This is a genomic window from Streptomyces sp. NPDC048361 (assembly GCF_040651795.1).
Lineage (GTDB): Bacteria > Actinomycetota > Actinomycetes > Streptomycetales > Streptomycetaceae > Streptomyces.
This window is the reverse complement of the sequence record NZ_JBEZKW010000027.1, coordinates 81,815-96,203: the sequence shown is the minus strand read 5'-3', so window position 1 is coordinate 96,203 and position 14,389 is coordinate 81,815. Positions and strand designations below refer to the sequence as shown.

Here is a 14,389-nt window from a genome sequence, read left to right as displayed (position 1 = left end):
CCCCCAGGTCATTCCTTCGACAGGGGGACACAGTCATGCCGAGCCCGGAGGCCAGCGGCTCCGTTGCGGAACCGCGGAAAACATAACGGGGGGTGGAGGTGTGGGGGAGGTGGGGTTGTCCGGGGTGCGGGCGCCGGGTGCGGGGTGCGGGGTGCCGGGGTTGGGCCCTGGGACTCCTTGCCGCGGCTGTGCCCCGGGGACCCCGTGCCGTGAGCCGGGGCTGTGTCCCGGGGCCCCGTGCCGTGAGCCGGGCTGCGCCCCGGGGCCTCGTCGCTGTTCGCCTGCGGGTGCGTTGTGGCTGGCCGCGCAGTTCCCCGCGCCCCTTGACGGGGGCTGCGCCCCCAGGGGCTGGTCGCGCAGTTCCCCGCGCCCCTTGGGGGCTCGGCCCCCCTGTCGAGGGGTGCGCCCCCCCCGGCGGTTGCGGGGTTGGGGTGTTACAGGCGGCGGGTGGCCAGGGTCAGGCGGTCCCGGGCGTCGAACAGGGCGTCTTTCACCGTCTGTTCGTGGGCCGGGGTGAGACGGGCCACCGGGACCGAGCAGCTGATCGCGTCGCGGGCCGGGGTGCGGTACGGGATGGCGACGCCGAAGCAGCGCAGGCCCAGCGTGTTCTCCTCGCGGTCCACCGCGTAGCCCTGCTCGCGCACGAGGTGCAGCTCCTCGATGAGCTTCTCGCGGTCGGTGATGGTGTGCTCGGTGAGCTGCTGGAGCGTCTCCGGGAGCATCTTGCGTACCTGCTCGTCGCTGTGGGTGGCGAGCAGCGCCTTGCCGAGCGAGGTGGAGTGGGCCGGGAGCCGGCGGCCGACGCGGGTGAAGGGGCGCAGGTAGTGCTGGGACTGGCGGGTGGCGAGGTACACGACGTTCGTACCGTCGAGCCGGGCCAGGTGGATCGTCTCGGTGGTGTCGTCCGAGAGCCGGTCGAGGGTGGGGCGGGCCGCCGCCACGACTTCGTCGCCGTCGATGTACGAGGTGCCGACCAGCAGCGCCCGTACACCGATCCCGTACCGGGTGCCGGTGGCGTCGGTCTCGACCCAGCCGAGCTCCACCAGGGTGCGGAGCAACATGTAGAGGCTGGACTTGGGGTAGCCGACCGCCTCCTGCACGGCGGCCAGGGAGTGCATTCCGGGCCGTCCTGCGAAATACTCCAGCAACTCCACGGTTCGCACCGCGGACTTGACCTGTGCTCCACCCGCATCGCCAGCCGACATCCAGCACCCCGCTCCTTCTCGCCGAGGCTTCTTGCCAAGGCGGAACGCCCGTTAATAGAGTCCCAGCATATTGAGCTTATTCAGCATCGGGAACTCTGTTCAGAATACCGAACAAGTCCTGGTGGGCGGCGGTAGCGGACCGGCAGTAGCGGACCGGCAGCGGAAGGACAACGCGGTGAGCGCAGCAGCACCAGTCTGGAGTGTCGACCCCCGAACGGGGAAGCCGCGCGAAGAGGTTGCGGTCGAAGCCACACCCGAGGAGGTCGACCAGGCGGTCAGGGCGGCCCGGTCCACGCTCGGGGCGCTGGCCGACCTGAGCGTACGCGCCGTCTTCCTGCGGGCCGCGGCAGACCTCCTGGACGCGTCCGCCGGCCACGTGGTGGAGGCTGCCGACGCCGAGACGGCGCTCGGCCCCGTTCGCCTCACCGGCGAACTGGCGCGTACCACGGCCCAGTTGAGGGCCTTTGCGGAGGCCGTCGAGGACGGATCCTTCCTCGACATACGGATCGACCACGCCGACCCGTCCCGGACCCCGCCGTGGCCGGACCTCAGGCGGATCAAGATCCCGCTCGGGGTCGTCGCCGTGTACTCGGCCTCCAACTTCCCGCTCGCCTTCTCCGTGCCCGGCGGCGACACCGCGAGCGCGCTCGCGGCGGGCTGCCCGGTCGTCGTCAAGGCGCACCCCGACCACCCGGCGACCTCCGAGCTCTGCGTCTCGCTCCTGCGCCGCGCGGCCGTCCAGGTGGGGCTGCCCGAGGATGTCGTCGTCCTCGTGCACGGCTTCACCGCGGGCGTCGAACTCGTACGCCATCCGCTGGTGTCGGCGGCCGGGTTCACCGGCTCGGTACGGGGCGGGCGGGCCCTGTTCGACGCGGCGGCGTCGCGTCCGGTGCCGATCCCCTTCCACGGCGAGCTCGGCTCCCTCAACCCCGTCGTGGTGACGGCGGCCGCCGCCGAGGAGCGCGGCGAGGCGATCGGGGCGGGGCTCGGCGCCTCGATGACCATGGGGGTGGGCCAGTTCTGCACCAAGCCCGGCTTCGTGCTCGCGCCCCAGGGTGAGGCGGGCGACGGGCTGCTCAAGGCCCTCACCGCGGCCGTCAGCGACACCGACGCCGGGGTCATGCTCGACCACCGCATGCGCGACGCCTTCGTCGCCGGGGTCGCCGAGCGGGCGGCGCTGCCCGGCGTCGAGGCCCCGGTCACGCCCGGCGCGGGCGGCGAGCACACGGTGAGCGGCGGATTCCTGGCCGTACCGGCGGCCCTGCTCGCGACGGAGGGCGAGCACGAGCTGCTTCTGGAGGAGTGCTTCGGACCGGTCACGGTCGTCGCCCGGTACGCGGACGAGTCGGAGATCGGCGCGGTGCTCTCGCGGCTGCCCGGCAACCTCACGGCCACTCTCCAGCTCTCCACCGCCGAGGCGGCCGGTGAGGGCACTGGTGCCCAACTCCTCGCTTCCCTGACCCAGTTGGCGGGCCGGGTCCTGGTCGACGGCTGGCCCACCGGGGTCGCGGTCGCCCCCGCCCAGCACCACGGCGGCCCCTACCCGGCGACGACCTCCACCTCCACCTCGGTGGGCGCCACCGCCGTGGAACGCTGGCTGCGCCCGGTCACGTACCAGAGCACCCCCCAGGCCCTGCTCCCGCCGGAACTGCGCGACGACAACCCGCTGGGGCTGCCGCGCCGGGTGGACGGGGTCATGGAGTAAGCGAGTTGAGGTGACCGGGGGCCGGCCCCGGCCCGCCCTCGCCGGCGGCCGGCCCCTCGCACAGTTCCCGCGCCCCTGTCGACCCCGCCCTTCGGGTGCCTGGCCGTTGAGGCCTTGGGGGAGTTTGAGGGCGAGCGCCTTCGGGCGCGAATGGGGTCCGGGGCGGAGCCGCCGGAGGATTGGGTCAGCCCCGGTGACGGAGGCGTAGGGTGCTCGCGGTCGCCACCGCGAACAGCGCAGCCGCCAGCAGCAGGCTGACCCGCAGGCCGGGCACGAAGCCCGCGGGCCCGGTGACAAGGGAGCCGAAGACCGCGATGCTGAGCGCCCCCGCCACTTGCCGTCCCGCATTGAGCACCCCCGCCGCCAGTCCCGCCCGCTCGGGCGGCAGCGCCTCCAGCATGGCCGCGGTCAGCGCGGGTATCGCTATGGCGCAGCCGAGCGCGAGCGGGACCAGCAGGAAGGCCGCGAGCAGTGCAGGGGTGTGTTCATCGGCGGGCAGCAGCATCAACAGGCCTGTCAGCGACAGTAGTTGACCGGTCAGGATCGGCATGCGTGGCCCGTAGCGGTTGGACAACTTTCCGGACAGTACGTTCGTCACCGGGATCAGCGCCGTCATCGGCAGGAACATCAGCCCGGCCGTCAGCACGGACGCACCCCGCACCCGCTGGAAGTACAGGCTGAAGACGAAGACCACACCGTAGAAGGCGACGCTGGCCGCCGCACCCCCGGCGACGGCGACGACCACCGCCCGGCTGCGGAAGAGCCCGAGCGGCACCACCGGATGAACGACCCGGCGTTCGATCACCCAGAACGCCGCCCCGGCGACCGCCGCGACCGTACCCGCCACGATCCCCACCGTGCCCTGCTCGATCACCGCGAAGGCGAGCGCGGCCAGGGCCACGACGGCGGCCAGCTGGCCCGGCAGGTCGAGCGGGGCGGGGCGGCGCTCGGCGCGCGGGGCGCGGGCCGTCAGGGCGAGGGCCACGAGCCCCAGCGGAAGGTTGATGAAGAAGATCCCCCGCCAGTCCCAGAGCGTGGTCAGCGCACCACCCGCGACCGGCCCGAGCGCCACGGCCACCGAACCACCCGCCGCCCACAGCGCCACGGCCCTGGCCCGGCGCCGCGGGCCGGGATAGGCCTGGCGTACGAGGGCGAGCGAGGCGGGCAGTACCACCGCGGCCGCCACTCCCTGCACGACTCGAGCGCCGATCAGCATCCCGAGATCCGGGGCTAGGCCGCATCCCGCCGAGGCCAGGGTGAAGACGACCGTGCCCAGTGCGTACGCCTTCGCCGGGCCGACGCGGTCCGCGAAGGCGCCGGTCGACAGCATCAGCGCGGCGAACGCGAGGGTGTAGGCGTCCACCACCCATTGCAGCCCGGACATCCCGCCGCCGAGGTCACCGCCGATCGCGGGCAGCGCGACGTTCACCACGGAGGCGTCCAAGGTGATCAGGGCGAAGCCCAGCAGGGCGGCGCCGAGGGTGAGGGCGGGCGAGGAGCGCGGCTCGGTGGCCAACTGCCGTTCGGTGGGCGGAGCTTGGAGCGGAGAGTTCACTCCGGTGCTTGCTGTGGGACTCGCCGTGGGCTTCGGAGACATGTCCCCAGCTTGGCGAGTGTGCGCCGCGTACAGTAGTGGCCCGAATGCCATACACCCGGAGGTTCTGGCCATGCCGCTGCATCGGGTCGCCGTCGTCGCGCCCTCGCCCGTCTCGATGTTCAACCTGGCCATTCCTGAATTGCTGTTCGGCAAGGTGGAGATCGACGGCGGCCCCGGGTACGAGGTGGTCGTGTGCACCCCCGACCCCGGCCCCGTCGCCACCACCGGCGGCCTCGACCTGTATGTGGGCCGGGGCCTCGAGGCGGTCGCGGGGGCCGACACGGTGCTGGTCGCCGGGACGGGACAGCGGTACGAGGTGGACCCGCGCACGGTGAGCGCCGTCGTCGAAGCGGCCGCCCGGGGTGTGCGCATCGCGTCCATCTGCAGCGGCGCGTTCGTCCTTGCGGAGGCGGGGCTCCTCGACGGCCGCAGCGCCACGACGTACTGGGAGCTGGCCGAGGAGCTGCGCAGACGCTATCCGGCGCTCGACCTCAAGGGCGACGTCCTGTACGTCCAGGACGGCAATGTGATGACCTCGTCCGGATACGCCGCCGGGATCGACCTGTGCCTGCACATCATCCGCACCGACTACGGCGCCGCCGTCGCCAACACGGTGGCTCGCCAGGCGCTGGTCGCCCCGGTGCGTCCCGGCGGCCAGACCCAGTTCACCCAGACCCCGCTGCCCGTCGAACGCGGCACGGCCTGCGCGGACACCCGGGGCTGGGCCATGCGCAACCTCGACAAGCCCCTCACCCTCACCGACCTGGCGCGGCACGCGGGGGTCAGTGTGCGCACCCTGACCCGCCGCTTCCACGCGGAGAGCGGTGTCAGCCCTCTGCAATGGCTCCTCCACCAGCGCATCGAGCGTGCCAAGGAGCTCCTGGAGACGACGACGCTCACGATGGACCAGATCGCCGAGGCCGGCGGCCTGGGCAGCGCGGACTCCCTGCGCACCCACATCACCCGCCGCACCGGCCTCACCCCGAGCGCCTACCGGGCCACGTTCAGCAGACTCACGGCGGCCGCCTGAGCCGGGGAACGGGCCCCGCAGTCCGCCGTCGCGGAGTCGGTCAGTACATCGATGCTCAGCTCGCCCGGGCTGCTGACGGCAAGCTGGCTCCGTACGCGCAGATCGACCAAGTGTCGGGGCGGGTGGTCGGAGCGACGGCCTACTGGGATCCGCGACTGTTGCCAACGGGGGGCGGTTTGCGCGCGATCGAAGTCGGGTTCACCTGGCTCGCGGCATCGGCCCAGGGCACGGGGGTCAACACCGAGGCCAAGTACTTGTTGTTCCGGCACGCGTTCGAGAACTGGGGAGTGCAACGACTCGACTTGCAGACGGACGCGCGCAACGGCCGTTCCCGAGCCGCGATCGAAGGAGTCGGCGCACACTTCGAGGGCGTGCTCCGGAACTGGTCCACGTCGCGGGCGCCGGGCGAGGACGGCCGCCTCCGTGACTCCGCGATCTTTTCGATCACGGCAGCGGAGTGGCCCGAGTGCCAGGCGAGACTCCAGGAGCGGATCGCGCGCCACATGGACAGACAGCCCGGAGCGAATATCCCGGCTTCGGCCTGAGTCACGGCCGGCGGCAAGGGGCCGGTCCTCGGGTCGGGCTGACCGCAATACCCTGATCTGGCCCGGTCTGCGCAGGGGTGCGGGAATGGGGCGGGCGGCATCCGCGTTCCAGGGACCGTACGGGCTTCAACAATCTGAGAGAAGTGACATGCGCGTCGAGATCTGGAGCGACATCGCCTGCCCCTGGTGCTACATCGGCAAGGCCCGCTTCGAGAAGGGCCTGGCGGAGTTCGCTCATCGGGACGACGTCGAGGTGGTGCACCGTTCCTTCGAGCTCGACCCCGGCCGGGCGAAGGGTGACGTCGGGCCGGTGATCCCGATGCTGGCCAAGAAGTACGGCCGGAGCATCGAGGAAGCCCGCGCGATGGAGGCGAACGTCGCGTCCAACGCGCACGCCGAGGGGCTCGGCTACCTGGCCGACGGACGGGACCACGGCAACACCTTCGACATCCACCGCCTGCTGCACCTGGCCAAGGCGCGCGGCCGGCAGAGCGAGCTGCTCGACCTCGCCTACCGCACCAACTTCGCCGAGGAGCGCTCCGTCTTCGACGGCGAGGTCCTCGCCGACATCGCGGTCCTGGCCGGTCTCGACGCCGCCGAAGTACGGGCCGTCCTCGGCGACGAGAACGCGTACGCCGACGAGGTGCGTGCCGACGAGCGCGAGGCGGCCGAGCTCGGCGCCAACGCCGTCCCGTTCTTCGTGCTCGACCGCACGTACGGCATCTCCGGCGGCCAGCCCGCCGAGGTCTTCACCCAGGCGCTGGAACAGGCCTGGCAGGAGCACACCCCGGCACTGAAGACCCTCGCGGGCGACGACGCCGAGGTCTGCGGGCCTGATGGGTGCGAGGTTCCCCGCTGAGACCCCGGGACGGTGCCGGTGGAACGGCCCAGAGGGTGCCCCTCTGGGCCGTTCCATAAGGCTCGCTTGGGGCTCTCCGGAAATTTCGCCCAATTGACGTGAGGTTGCCGGGGATTCAGGCTGGACTCCATGGAACTGGACTCCCTCGCGCCCGGCGAATTCGCCCCGAAGACCACCTATCTCAACACCGCGAGCACGGGGCTGCTGCCCGCCCGGGCCGTGGCGGCCATGAACGAGGCCATCGCCGCCGCGGCCGCGGGGCGGCCGACCGACATGTTCGGGGATGTGGAGGCCGCCCGCGCTGCCTACGCCCGGCTGGCCGGCGTGCCCGTGCGGCGGGTCGCGGCCGGCGCGTCCGTCGCCGTCTATGCCGGCCTCGTCGCCACGTCACTGCCCGAAGGGTCCGAGGTCCTCGTGGCGCAGGCCGACTTCAGCTCGGTGGTCAACCCGTTCCACGTGCGCCGCGATCTGAAGGTGCGTACCGCCCCGCTGGAGAGCCTCGCCGAGGCGGTGCGGCCCGGCACCGCACTCGTCGCCGTCAGTGCGGTCCAGTCGGCCGACGGCCGCATCGCCGACCTCGCCGCGATCCGCGACGCCGCCCGCGTCCACGGCGCCCGGACCCTGGTCGACGTGAGCCAGGGCGCGGGCTGGCACCCGGTGGACGCGGACGCGTACGACTACACCGTGACCGCGGGCTTCAAGTGGCTGACCGGCCCGCGCGGGGTCGCCTTCTTCACCGTCCCCGACGATCTCGGCGCGCTGACCCCCGTCTTCGCCGGCTGGGTCGCGGGCGAGCACCCCTGGGACAGCTGCTACGGCCCCGTCGCGGAACTCGCCCACTCCGCGCGCCGGTTCGACGAAAGCCCCGCACTCTTCTGCTACACCGGAGCCCGGCACTCCCTGGCGCTCCTTGAGGAACTGGGCGTCGAACGGATCCACGCGCACAACACCGCGCTCGCCGACCGTTTCCGCGCCGGGCTCGCCCCGCTGGGGTACGAACCGGTGGACGCACCCGGATCCGCGATCGTCTCGGTGCCCGGACTCGGCCACCGCCAGGCGGAGTTGAGCCGCGCAGGCGTCGAACTGTCCGACCGCAGCGGCAACTTGCGTGCGGCCTTCCACTTCTACACCTCGGGGCGCGACGTGGACCGGCTCCTCGACCTGCTCCCCGCCCGCTGACCCTGGCCGGCCGGCTAGGCCTACCCGCACGTTGACCTGCACGTCGGCTGAGGCGGCCGCCGGCCCGCTCAGCCGTCGCAGCCCGGCTCGTCGCCGGCGGAGGGGCACAGGTTGGCCTCCACCTTGGCCAACAGCCGTGCCAGCTCGGTCCGTTCATCCTCGTCGAGCCCGGCCAGGGTCTGCTCCTCCAGCTCCGTCCAGGCGTCGCGCACCCGCTCGTGCAGGACGCAGCCGTCGTCGGTGGCCTCGACCAGCGAGGCGCGCCGGTCCTTCGGGTCGGAGGTGCGCCGCACATAGCCGGCCTGTTCCAGGCGCTGGAGCATCTTCGTCACCGTCGACGGGTCGAGTTCGAGCAGCTTGATCAGCTGGGACTGGCGGGTCGCCCCCGCGTCCCACAGGTACATCATCAGCAGCTCCTGCCCCGGGTAGAGCCCCATGGACCGCAGCTGCCGGCCCGCCGCGATGCGGTGCAGCCGGGCCACCCGGGAGACGGCGTGGCTGAACGGGCCGCCGCGCGCGGCGCTCGGCAGATGGCCGTAATCGGGACAGACGGGGTCATCGGAAGTCATGCCCACAGATTACCTTGGTCGGCCAATCAATGCGTTACAGTGGCACTCGTCGGCAATGCTTGGCCGACCACATAACTCTCCGCACCGCCCCGTGCTCGCCACCTCTGCCCGTCTCTCTGGAGGCCGCTGTGACCACCGCATTCGACCCGATCGACCTGGCCGGTACCCCGCTCGCCAACCGCATCGCCCTGGCGCCGATGACCCGCAGCCGCGCACACGGCCCCGGCAACACGCCGACCGCGTCCATGGCTGAGTACTACGCCCAGCGCGCGTCCGCCGGACTCGTCATCACCGAAGGGGTGCAGCCCTCCCCGGTCGGCCAGGGCTACCCCGACACCCCTGGTCTGCACAGCGCCGAGCAGGTCGCCGCCTGGCGCAAGGTCACCGACGCCGTGCACGCCAAGGGCGGCCGGATCTTCGCCCAGCTGATGCACGCCGGCCGGATCGGCCACCCGGATCTGCTGCCCGACGGCCTGATCAACGTGGCGCCCTCGGCGGTGGCCGCCGAAGGCCAGGTCTACACCCACGAGGGCCCGAAGCCGTTCATCACGCCGCAGGCGCTGAGCGAGGATCAGATCCTCGTCACCATCGGCGAGTTCACCGCTGCCGCGCGCAACGCGATAGAAGCCGGCTTCGACGGCGTCGAACTGCACGGAGCCAACGGCTACCTCATCCACCAGTTCCTCGCCCCCAACTCCAATGTGCGTGAAGACGGTTGGGGCGGTTCGGTCGAAGGACGCATCCGGTTCGCGGTCGAGGTCACCAAGGCGGTCGCCGCCGAGATCGGCCCCGAGCGCACCGCGATCCGCCTCTCACCGGGCAACCCGTACAACGGCATCGACGAGCCCGAGCCGCAGGCCCTCTACACGGCACTCGTCGACGCCCTCGAACCGCTCGGCCTCGCCTATCTGCACCTGCTCGAAGTGGCTCCGGAGCGGCGGGAGTTGACGCTGCGGCTGCGCAAGGCGTTCTCGGGCGTGCTGATCCTCAACGCCGCCACCGAAGGCCCCACCGGGCCCGAGGCGCTCGCCCTGATCGAGGACGGCACCGCCGACCTCATCTCCTACGGCGCGCTGTTCCTGGCCAACCCGGACCTCCCGGCCCGACTCGCGGCCGGCGGCCCCTTCAACGCCCCCGACGTATCGACCTTCTTCGGCGGCGACGACCGCGGCTACCTGGACTATCCCGCGCTCGACGCGTGACGTGACGTATCGAGTGGGACCGTGACATGCGGCCCATGGCTCGCCACGTGCGACGTGTGACATGGGGCCCATGCCGTTTGGTCAGGGTGGGCAACTCATCCTGGGTGAAGGTGAGTTGACCGATCAGAGTGTGGTTGCGCCGGGGCTGAGCGGCTCTCCGTACCAGCGCCAGTCGTCCGGGCGGGCCCGCCCCGGCAGGTCCGCGCGGCCGGTGGTCCAGAGCAGCACCTGCCAGCGGTCCTGATCGTCGGGTACGTCCCGGAAGAGCCGGGCCAGCACCCGGTCGCACAGTCCGGCGGGAGGCGCCCAGGTCAGGCCGAGTCCCTCGGCCACGTCGTGCGTGTGCAGCAGGGTCTCCACGATGCCCATCGCGCCGAAGCCCTCGGGGTCCGAGATGCCGAAGCTGTGGTAGGCGCGTACGTCGGGCGATGTGGTGCGCACCATCGCGGTGAGCAGCGCGCCGCTCGCCTCCAGGGTCTGGAGGAGCCCGCCGGGGCCGGCCGCGCGGTCCGCGTGCACCGCGTTGCGGGGCCCACCGGGCCGCTTGGCCTCCCACAGGTACGGCACCTCGCCGTCCAGCGGCGGCTGGGCGGGGCCGATCTGTACGGCGTACGCGAAGAGGTCGTCCGAGAGGTGTTCGACGGTCTCCCAGCAGTCCCACTCCAGCGTCCCCGCCTTCGTGCTCCAGTCCGCCGCGAGCCCGGCGCGCAGGGCGGTCACGGAGAGCCGTACCGTGTGCTCGACGTCGGCGGCGGTCACGGGAGTTCGGGAAGGTTCATCGACCATCGACATGGGGCGACCGTACCAACGATCTCTGTGGAGGGGGTGAGACGGCTCCCAGGCCGGGGGTCCAGGGGATGGCCCCGGACCCCCGGCCTGGAGGTCGTTCACGTCGCCGGCCTACCGCACCGGTGTCAGCGAGCCGGTGTCAGCGAGCCGGTGTCACCACACCGGCGTCACCGCACCGGTGTCAGCGAGCCGTCGTTCACTTCACCGGGGTGAAGTCCCGCGCTCCGATGAACTCCGGACGCCGGATCGGCGCGGCGAACGGTTCCACCGCGGTGTTCTCCACGCTGTTGAAGACGATGAACACGTTGCTGCGCGGGAACGGGGTGATGTTGTCGCCCGAGCCGTGCATCGCGTTGCAGTCGAACCAGGTCGCCGAGCCGGCGCGCCCCGTGAACAGTTTGATGCCGTGCCGGTCGGCCATCTTCGTGAGCGCCTCGTCGGACGGCGTCCCCGCGTCCTGCATCTGCAAGGACTTCTTGTAGTTGTCCTTCGGCGTCTCGCCCGCGCAGCCGAGGAAGTCCCGGTGCGAGCCGGGCATGATCATCAGGCCGCCGTTGGTGTCGTGGTTCTCGGTCAGCGCGATCGAGACCGAGACCGTCCGCATGTTCGGCAGGCCGTCCTCGGCGTGCCAGGTCTCGAAGTCCGAGTGCCAGTAGAAGCCCGAGGCGCCGAAGCCCGGCTTCACATTGATCCGCGACTGGTGGACGTACACGTCCGAACCGAGGATCCGGCGTGCCGTGCCCACCACGCGCTCGTCGCTCACCAGACGCGCGAACAGCTCGCTGATGCGGTGCACCTCGAAGACCGAACGTACGGACTGCGACTGCGGTTCGATGATCGACCGCTCGTCGGCGCGTACCGCCGGGTCGGCGATCAGGCGCTCCAACTCGGCGCGGTAGACCGCCACTTCGTCGTCGGTGAGCAGATCCTGGATCGACAGGAAGCCGTCCTGCTCGAAGGATTCGAGCCCGGCCGACGGTCCCCAGACGACGGGGTCCTGGCGGGGAGTGATCACCTCGGCGGCGCCACGCGTGGGGTAGAGATCCTGGGCAGTCATGGTCAGCCCTCCTCGGGTTCGGTCAGCAGGGGGTAGACGCCGTTCTCGTCGTGGTCCTCCCGTCCGGTGACGGGCGGGTTGAAGACGCAGACGCAGCGGAAGTCGGTCTTGGGGCGCATGGTGTGGCGCTCGTGGCCGTCCAGGAGGTACATCGTGCCCGGCTCGATCCAGTGGGTCTCGCCGGTCTCCTCGTTGGTGAGCTCGGCCTCGCCCTCGGTGCACAGGACCGCCTCGATGTGGTTGGCGTACCACATGGAGGTCTCGGTGCCCGCGTAGAGCACGGTCTCGTGCAGGGAGAAGCCGACCTTCTCCTTCGCGAGGACGATCCGCTTGCTCTCCCAGGTGCCCGAGGCGGCCTTCACATGGCGGTCGGTGTTCTCGATGTCCTTGAACGAGCGGACAATCACGGTGAGTTGCTGCCTTTCTGTTTACGTCTATGTATGTCTGTATGCGTCTGTACGCGTCTGTGTACGTCTGGATCGGTCGGCCGACCCCGGCGTACGTGGGTACGTCGGTACGTCGGTACGTCGGTGCCGGGGTGCGGCCGGGTGTGCCCCGCGGAACGGGTCAGACGGTCGCGGCGACCGCGCGGGCCAGCGTGCGCAGGCCCTCGTCCAGCTCGTCCGGGGTGATGGTCAGCGGCGGAAGCATCTTGACCACCTCGCTCTTGGGCCCGGAGGTCTCCAGGAGCAGCCCCAGCTCGAAGGCGCGGGCGCAGACCTCGGAGGCGCGGGCCGGGTCGGCGAACTCCAGGCCCCACACCAGGCCGCGGCCGCGGTAGGAGGCGCCGAGCCGGCTGTGCTCGGTGCACAGCGCGAGCAGGGCCTGCTCGATCTGCTCGCCGCGCGCCAGGGTGTGCTTCTCCATCTGGCCGCTGTCGGCCCAGTACGCCTCGAGCGCGGCGGTCGCGGTGACGAACGCCGGGTTGTTGCCGCGGAAGGTGCCGTTGTGCTCGCCCGGCTCCCACACGTCGAGCTCGCCCTTGAACAGGCAGAGCGAGAGCGGGAGTCCGTAGCCGCTGATCGACTTGGAGACGGTGACGATGTCCGGCACGATGCCCGCCTCCTCGAAGGAGAAGAAGGCGCCGGTACGGCCGCAGCCCATCTGGATGTCGTCGACGATGAGCAGCATGTCGCGGCGACGGCACAGGTCGGCGAGGGCGCGCAGCCACTCGGGGCGGGCCACGTTGATCCCGCCCTCGCCCTGCACGGTCTCCACGATCACGGCGGCCGGCTTGTTGAGGCCCGAACCCTGGTCCTCCAGGAGCCGCTCGAACCACAGGAAGTCCGGCACCCGGCCGTCGAGGTAGTTGTCGAACGGCATCGGTGTGCCGTGCACGAGCGGGATGCCCGCGCCGGCCCGCTTGAAGGCGTTCCCGGTCACCGCGAGCGAGCCGAGCGACATGCCGTGGAAGGCGTTGGTGAAGGACACGATCGACTCGCGGCCCTTGACCTTACGGGCCAGCTTCAGCGCCGCCTCGACGGCGTTGGTGCCGGTCGGGCCGGGGAACATCACCTTGTACGGCAGATCGCGCGGGCGCAGGATCACGTTCTGGAACGTCTCCAGGAACGCCCGTTTCGCGGTCGTCGCCATATCGAGGCCGTGCGTGATGCCGTCACGCTCGATGTAATCGATCAGCGCGCGTTTCATCACGGGGTTGTTGTGCCCGTAGTTGAGTGAGCCGGCTCCGGCGAAGAAGTCCAGGTAGCTGTGGCCGTCCTCGTCGGTGAGGCGGGCACCCTGCGCGCGGTCGAACACGGCGGGCCAGCCGCGGCAGTAGCTGCGCACCTCCGATTCGAGCGACTCGAAGACACTGAGGGCGGGCGGGGTGATGGTCACAGCGATTCTCCCTGGGGGTGGAGGGGGCCGATGCGGTAAAGGACCTCGGGCTGGTGCCCGTCGTCCGGGAACAGCCCGGCGTCGAAGAGGACCTCACGGCTCAGCAGGGCGCCGCGCCGCGTGGCGTACGAGGTGAAGAGCCGGTCGGAGGGGATGTTGTCCGGCGACACCGTGGTCTCGACGCGGGTGATCCCGTGCGAGTTGGTCACCTTCGAGGTGAGCGCTTCCAGCAGCAGTCCCGCGAGACCCTCGCCACGGTGGGCGTGGTCGACGGCCACCTGCCAGACGACCAGGGTGTCCGGTCGTTCGGGCCGTACGTAGCCGGTGATGAACGCGATCGGCTCACCCTCGGCGCCGCGGGCCACCACGGAGGTCCGGGCGAAGTCGCGGCACCAGAGCAGATAGCTGTACGAGGAGTTGAGGTCGAGTACCTCGGAGTCACGGGCGATGCGCCATATAGCGGCTCCGTCCTCCACTCGTGGGCTTTCGATTCGGACTGCTGTTTGCGCGGCGGTCATGCCGAGGGAATTTACCGACCGGAAATTGAAATCGCATTCCCGTCAGGGGGTGTGCAACGAGGTCATCCGTGTTATCACGCGAGCATGCGCGCGTGCCGGTTTGTCCGGTAATTACCGGACAAAAGGGCAGCGTTGTGGAGTCGATCACACCTGTGGACGTGTCTCAGACCTTGATGAAATCCATGTGTTTGAGGCCGCAAAGGCGGGGCAGAAGAAAACGGGAAGCTGCGGTGGATAAGCAGCTTCCCGTTTAGTTGCGTTCAGCGGAAGAACGCCTAGTGAATTCAGTTGTGCT

13 protein-coding genes and 1 pseudogene are annotated in these 14,389 nt (G+C 70.8%); 6 read left to right on the top strand and 8 right to left on the bottom strand.

The annotated features are described in order from the left end of the window. Positions 1-434: 434 nt before the first annotated feature. The gene (locus AB0D31_RS17775; protein ID WP_362723508.1) at positions 435-1,205 is read right to left on the bottom strand and encodes an IclR family transcriptional regulator; all 771 of its coding nucleotides are present in this window, start codon (positions 1,203-1,205) and stop codon (positions 435-437) included. Between the two features lie 175 nt (positions 1,206-1,380). Between AB0D31_RS17775 and AB0D31_RS17770 the strand changes: the two genes are divergently transcribed. Continuing rightward, the gene (locus AB0D31_RS17770; RefSeq protein ID WP_362723505.1) at positions 1,381-2,910 is read left to right on the top strand and encodes an aldehyde dehydrogenase (NADP(+)); all 1,530 of its coding nucleotides are present in this window, start codon (positions 1,381-1,383) and stop codon (positions 2,908-2,910) included. Positions 2,911-3,094: 184 nt separating this feature from the next. Here the strand turns inward: AB0D31_RS17770 and AB0D31_RS17765 are convergent, their stop codons facing one another. After that, positions 3,095-4,507, bottom strand: coding sequence for an MFS transporter (locus tag AB0D31_RS17765; RefSeq protein ID WP_362723502.1), 1,413 nt, complete (start codon positions 4,505-4,507; stop codon positions 3,095-3,097). Positions 4,508-4,577: 70 nt separating this feature from the next. Between AB0D31_RS17765 and AB0D31_RS17760 the strand changes: the two genes are divergently transcribed. The 4 genes and pseudogenes from AB0D31_RS17760 to AB0D31_RS17745 all read left to right on the top strand — a co-directional run bounded on the left by AB0D31_RS17760 (position 4,578) and on the right by AB0D31_RS17745 (position 8,120). Continuing rightward, positions 4,578-5,537 (top strand): helix-turn-helix domain-containing protein, encoded by a 960-nt coding sequence (locus AB0D31_RS17760; RefSeq protein WP_362723499.1) that lies wholly within the window; start codon positions 4,578-4,580, stop codon positions 5,535-5,537. 41 nt (positions 5,538-5,578) lie between these two features. Then, positions 5,579-6,082 (top strand): annotated as a pseudogene (locus AB0D31_RS17755) (GNAT family protein); the annotation flags it as partial. A gap of 148 nt (positions 6,083-6,230) precedes the next feature. Beyond that, positions 6,231-6,941, top strand: a complete 711-nt coding sequence (locus tag AB0D31_RS17750) for a DsbA family oxidoreductase (RefSeq protein WP_362723496.1) — start codon at positions 6,231-6,233, stop codon at positions 6,939-6,941. 129 nt (positions 6,942-7,070) lie between these two features. Continuing rightward, the gene (locus AB0D31_RS17745) at positions 7,071-8,120 is read left to right on the top strand and encodes an aminotransferase class V-fold PLP-dependent enzyme (protein ID WP_362723493.1); all 1,050 of its coding nucleotides are present in this window, start codon (positions 7,071-7,073) and stop codon (positions 8,118-8,120) included. A gap of 68 nt (positions 8,121-8,188) precedes the next feature. Here the strand turns inward: AB0D31_RS17745 and AB0D31_RS17740 are convergent, their stop codons facing one another. Continuing rightward, positions 8,189-8,689 carry a MarR family transcriptional regulator gene (locus AB0D31_RS17740; RefSeq protein ID WP_362723490.1) on the bottom strand — a complete coding sequence of 167 codons (501 nt, stop codon included), beginning with the start codon at positions 8,687-8,689 and terminating at the stop codon, positions 8,189-8,191. A 128-nt stretch (positions 8,690-8,817) separates the two neighbouring features. Between AB0D31_RS17740 and AB0D31_RS17735 the strand changes: the two genes are divergently transcribed. After that, positions 8,818-9,891: an alkene reductase gene (locus tag AB0D31_RS17735; protein ID WP_362723487.1), complete on the top strand. Its 1,074-nt coding sequence runs from the start codon at positions 8,818-8,820 to the stop codon at positions 9,889-9,891. Positions 9,892-10,014: 123 nt separating this feature from the next. Here AB0D31_RS17735 and AB0D31_RS17730 read toward each other — a convergent pair whose 3' ends face one another. The 5 genes from AB0D31_RS17730 to ectA all read right to left on the bottom strand — a co-directional run bounded on the left by AB0D31_RS17730 (position 10,015) and on the right by ectA (position 14,094). After that, complete coding sequence (locus AB0D31_RS17730; RefSeq protein WP_362723486.1) at positions 10,015-10,683, bottom strand: hypothetical protein; 669 nt, start codon at positions 10,681-10,683, stop codon at positions 10,015-10,017. 193 nt (positions 10,684-10,876) lie between these two features. Continuing rightward, the gene (thpD, locus tag AB0D31_RS17725; protein ID WP_362723483.1) at positions 10,877-11,737 is read right to left on the bottom strand and encodes an ectoine hydroxylase; all 861 of its coding nucleotides are present in this window, start codon (positions 11,735-11,737) and stop codon (positions 10,877-10,879) included. A gap of 2 nt (positions 11,738-11,739) precedes the next feature. Beyond that, on the bottom strand, positions 11,740-12,144 hold the full coding sequence (locus AB0D31_RS17720; protein ID WP_362723480.1) for an ectoine synthase: 405 nt from the start codon (positions 12,142-12,144) through the stop codon (positions 11,740-11,742). A gap of 160 nt (positions 12,145-12,304) precedes the next feature. Next, positions 12,305-13,576 carry a diaminobutyrate--2-oxoglutarate transaminase gene (ectB, locus tag AB0D31_RS17715; RefSeq protein ID WP_362723478.1) on the bottom strand — a complete coding sequence of 424 codons (1,272 nt, stop codon included), beginning with the start codon at positions 13,574-13,576 and terminating at the stop codon, positions 12,305-12,307. Further along, positions 13,573-14,094 carry a diaminobutyrate acetyltransferase gene (gene ectA, locus AB0D31_RS17710; RefSeq protein ID WP_362723475.1) on the bottom strand — a complete coding sequence of 174 codons (522 nt, stop codon included), beginning with the start codon at positions 14,092-14,094 and terminating at the stop codon, positions 13,573-13,575. The genes ectB and ectA overlap by 4 nt, the downstream gene beginning before the upstream one ends. Positions 14,095-14,389: the final 295 nt, after the last annotated feature.

What these genes read in the sequence shown, in the direction of transcription:
- AB0D31_RS17760 (WP_362723499.1), top strand. Translation starts at nt 4,578, where the DNA reads ATGCCGCTGCATCGGGTCGCCGTCGTCGCGCCCTCGCCCGTCTCGATG.
- AB0D31_RS17740 (WP_362723490.1), bottom strand. Translation starts at nt 8,689, where the DNA reads ATGACTTCCGATGACCCCGTCTGTCCCGATTACGGCCATCTGCCGAGC.
- AB0D31_RS17775 (WP_362723508.1), bottom strand. Translation starts at nt 1,205, where the DNA reads ATGTCGGCTGGCGATGCGGGTGGAGCACAGGTCAAGTCCGCGGTGCGA.
- AB0D31_RS17745 (WP_362723493.1), top strand. Translation starts at nt 7,071, where the DNA reads ATGGAACTGGACTCCCTCGCGCCCGGCGAATTCGCCCCGAAGACCACC.
- AB0D31_RS17765 (WP_362723502.1), bottom strand. Translation starts at nt 4,507, where the DNA reads ATGTCTCCGAAGCCCACGGCGAGTCCCACAGCAAGCACCGGAGTGAAC.
- AB0D31_RS17730 (WP_362723486.1), bottom strand. Translation starts at nt 10,683, where the DNA reads ATGTCGATGGTCGATGAACCTTCCCGAACTCCCGTGACCGCCGCCGAC.
- ectA (WP_362723475.1), bottom strand. Translation starts at nt 14,094, where the DNA reads ATGACCGCCGCGCAAACAGCAGTCCGAATCGAAAGCCCACGAGTGGAG.
- AB0D31_RS17750 (WP_362723496.1), top strand. Translation starts at nt 6,231, where the DNA reads ATGCGCGTCGAGATCTGGAGCGACATCGCCTGCCCCTGGTGCTACATC.
- thpD (WP_362723483.1), bottom strand. Translation starts at nt 11,737, where the DNA reads ATGACTGCCCAGGATCTCTACCCCACGCGTGGCGCCGCCGAGGTGATC.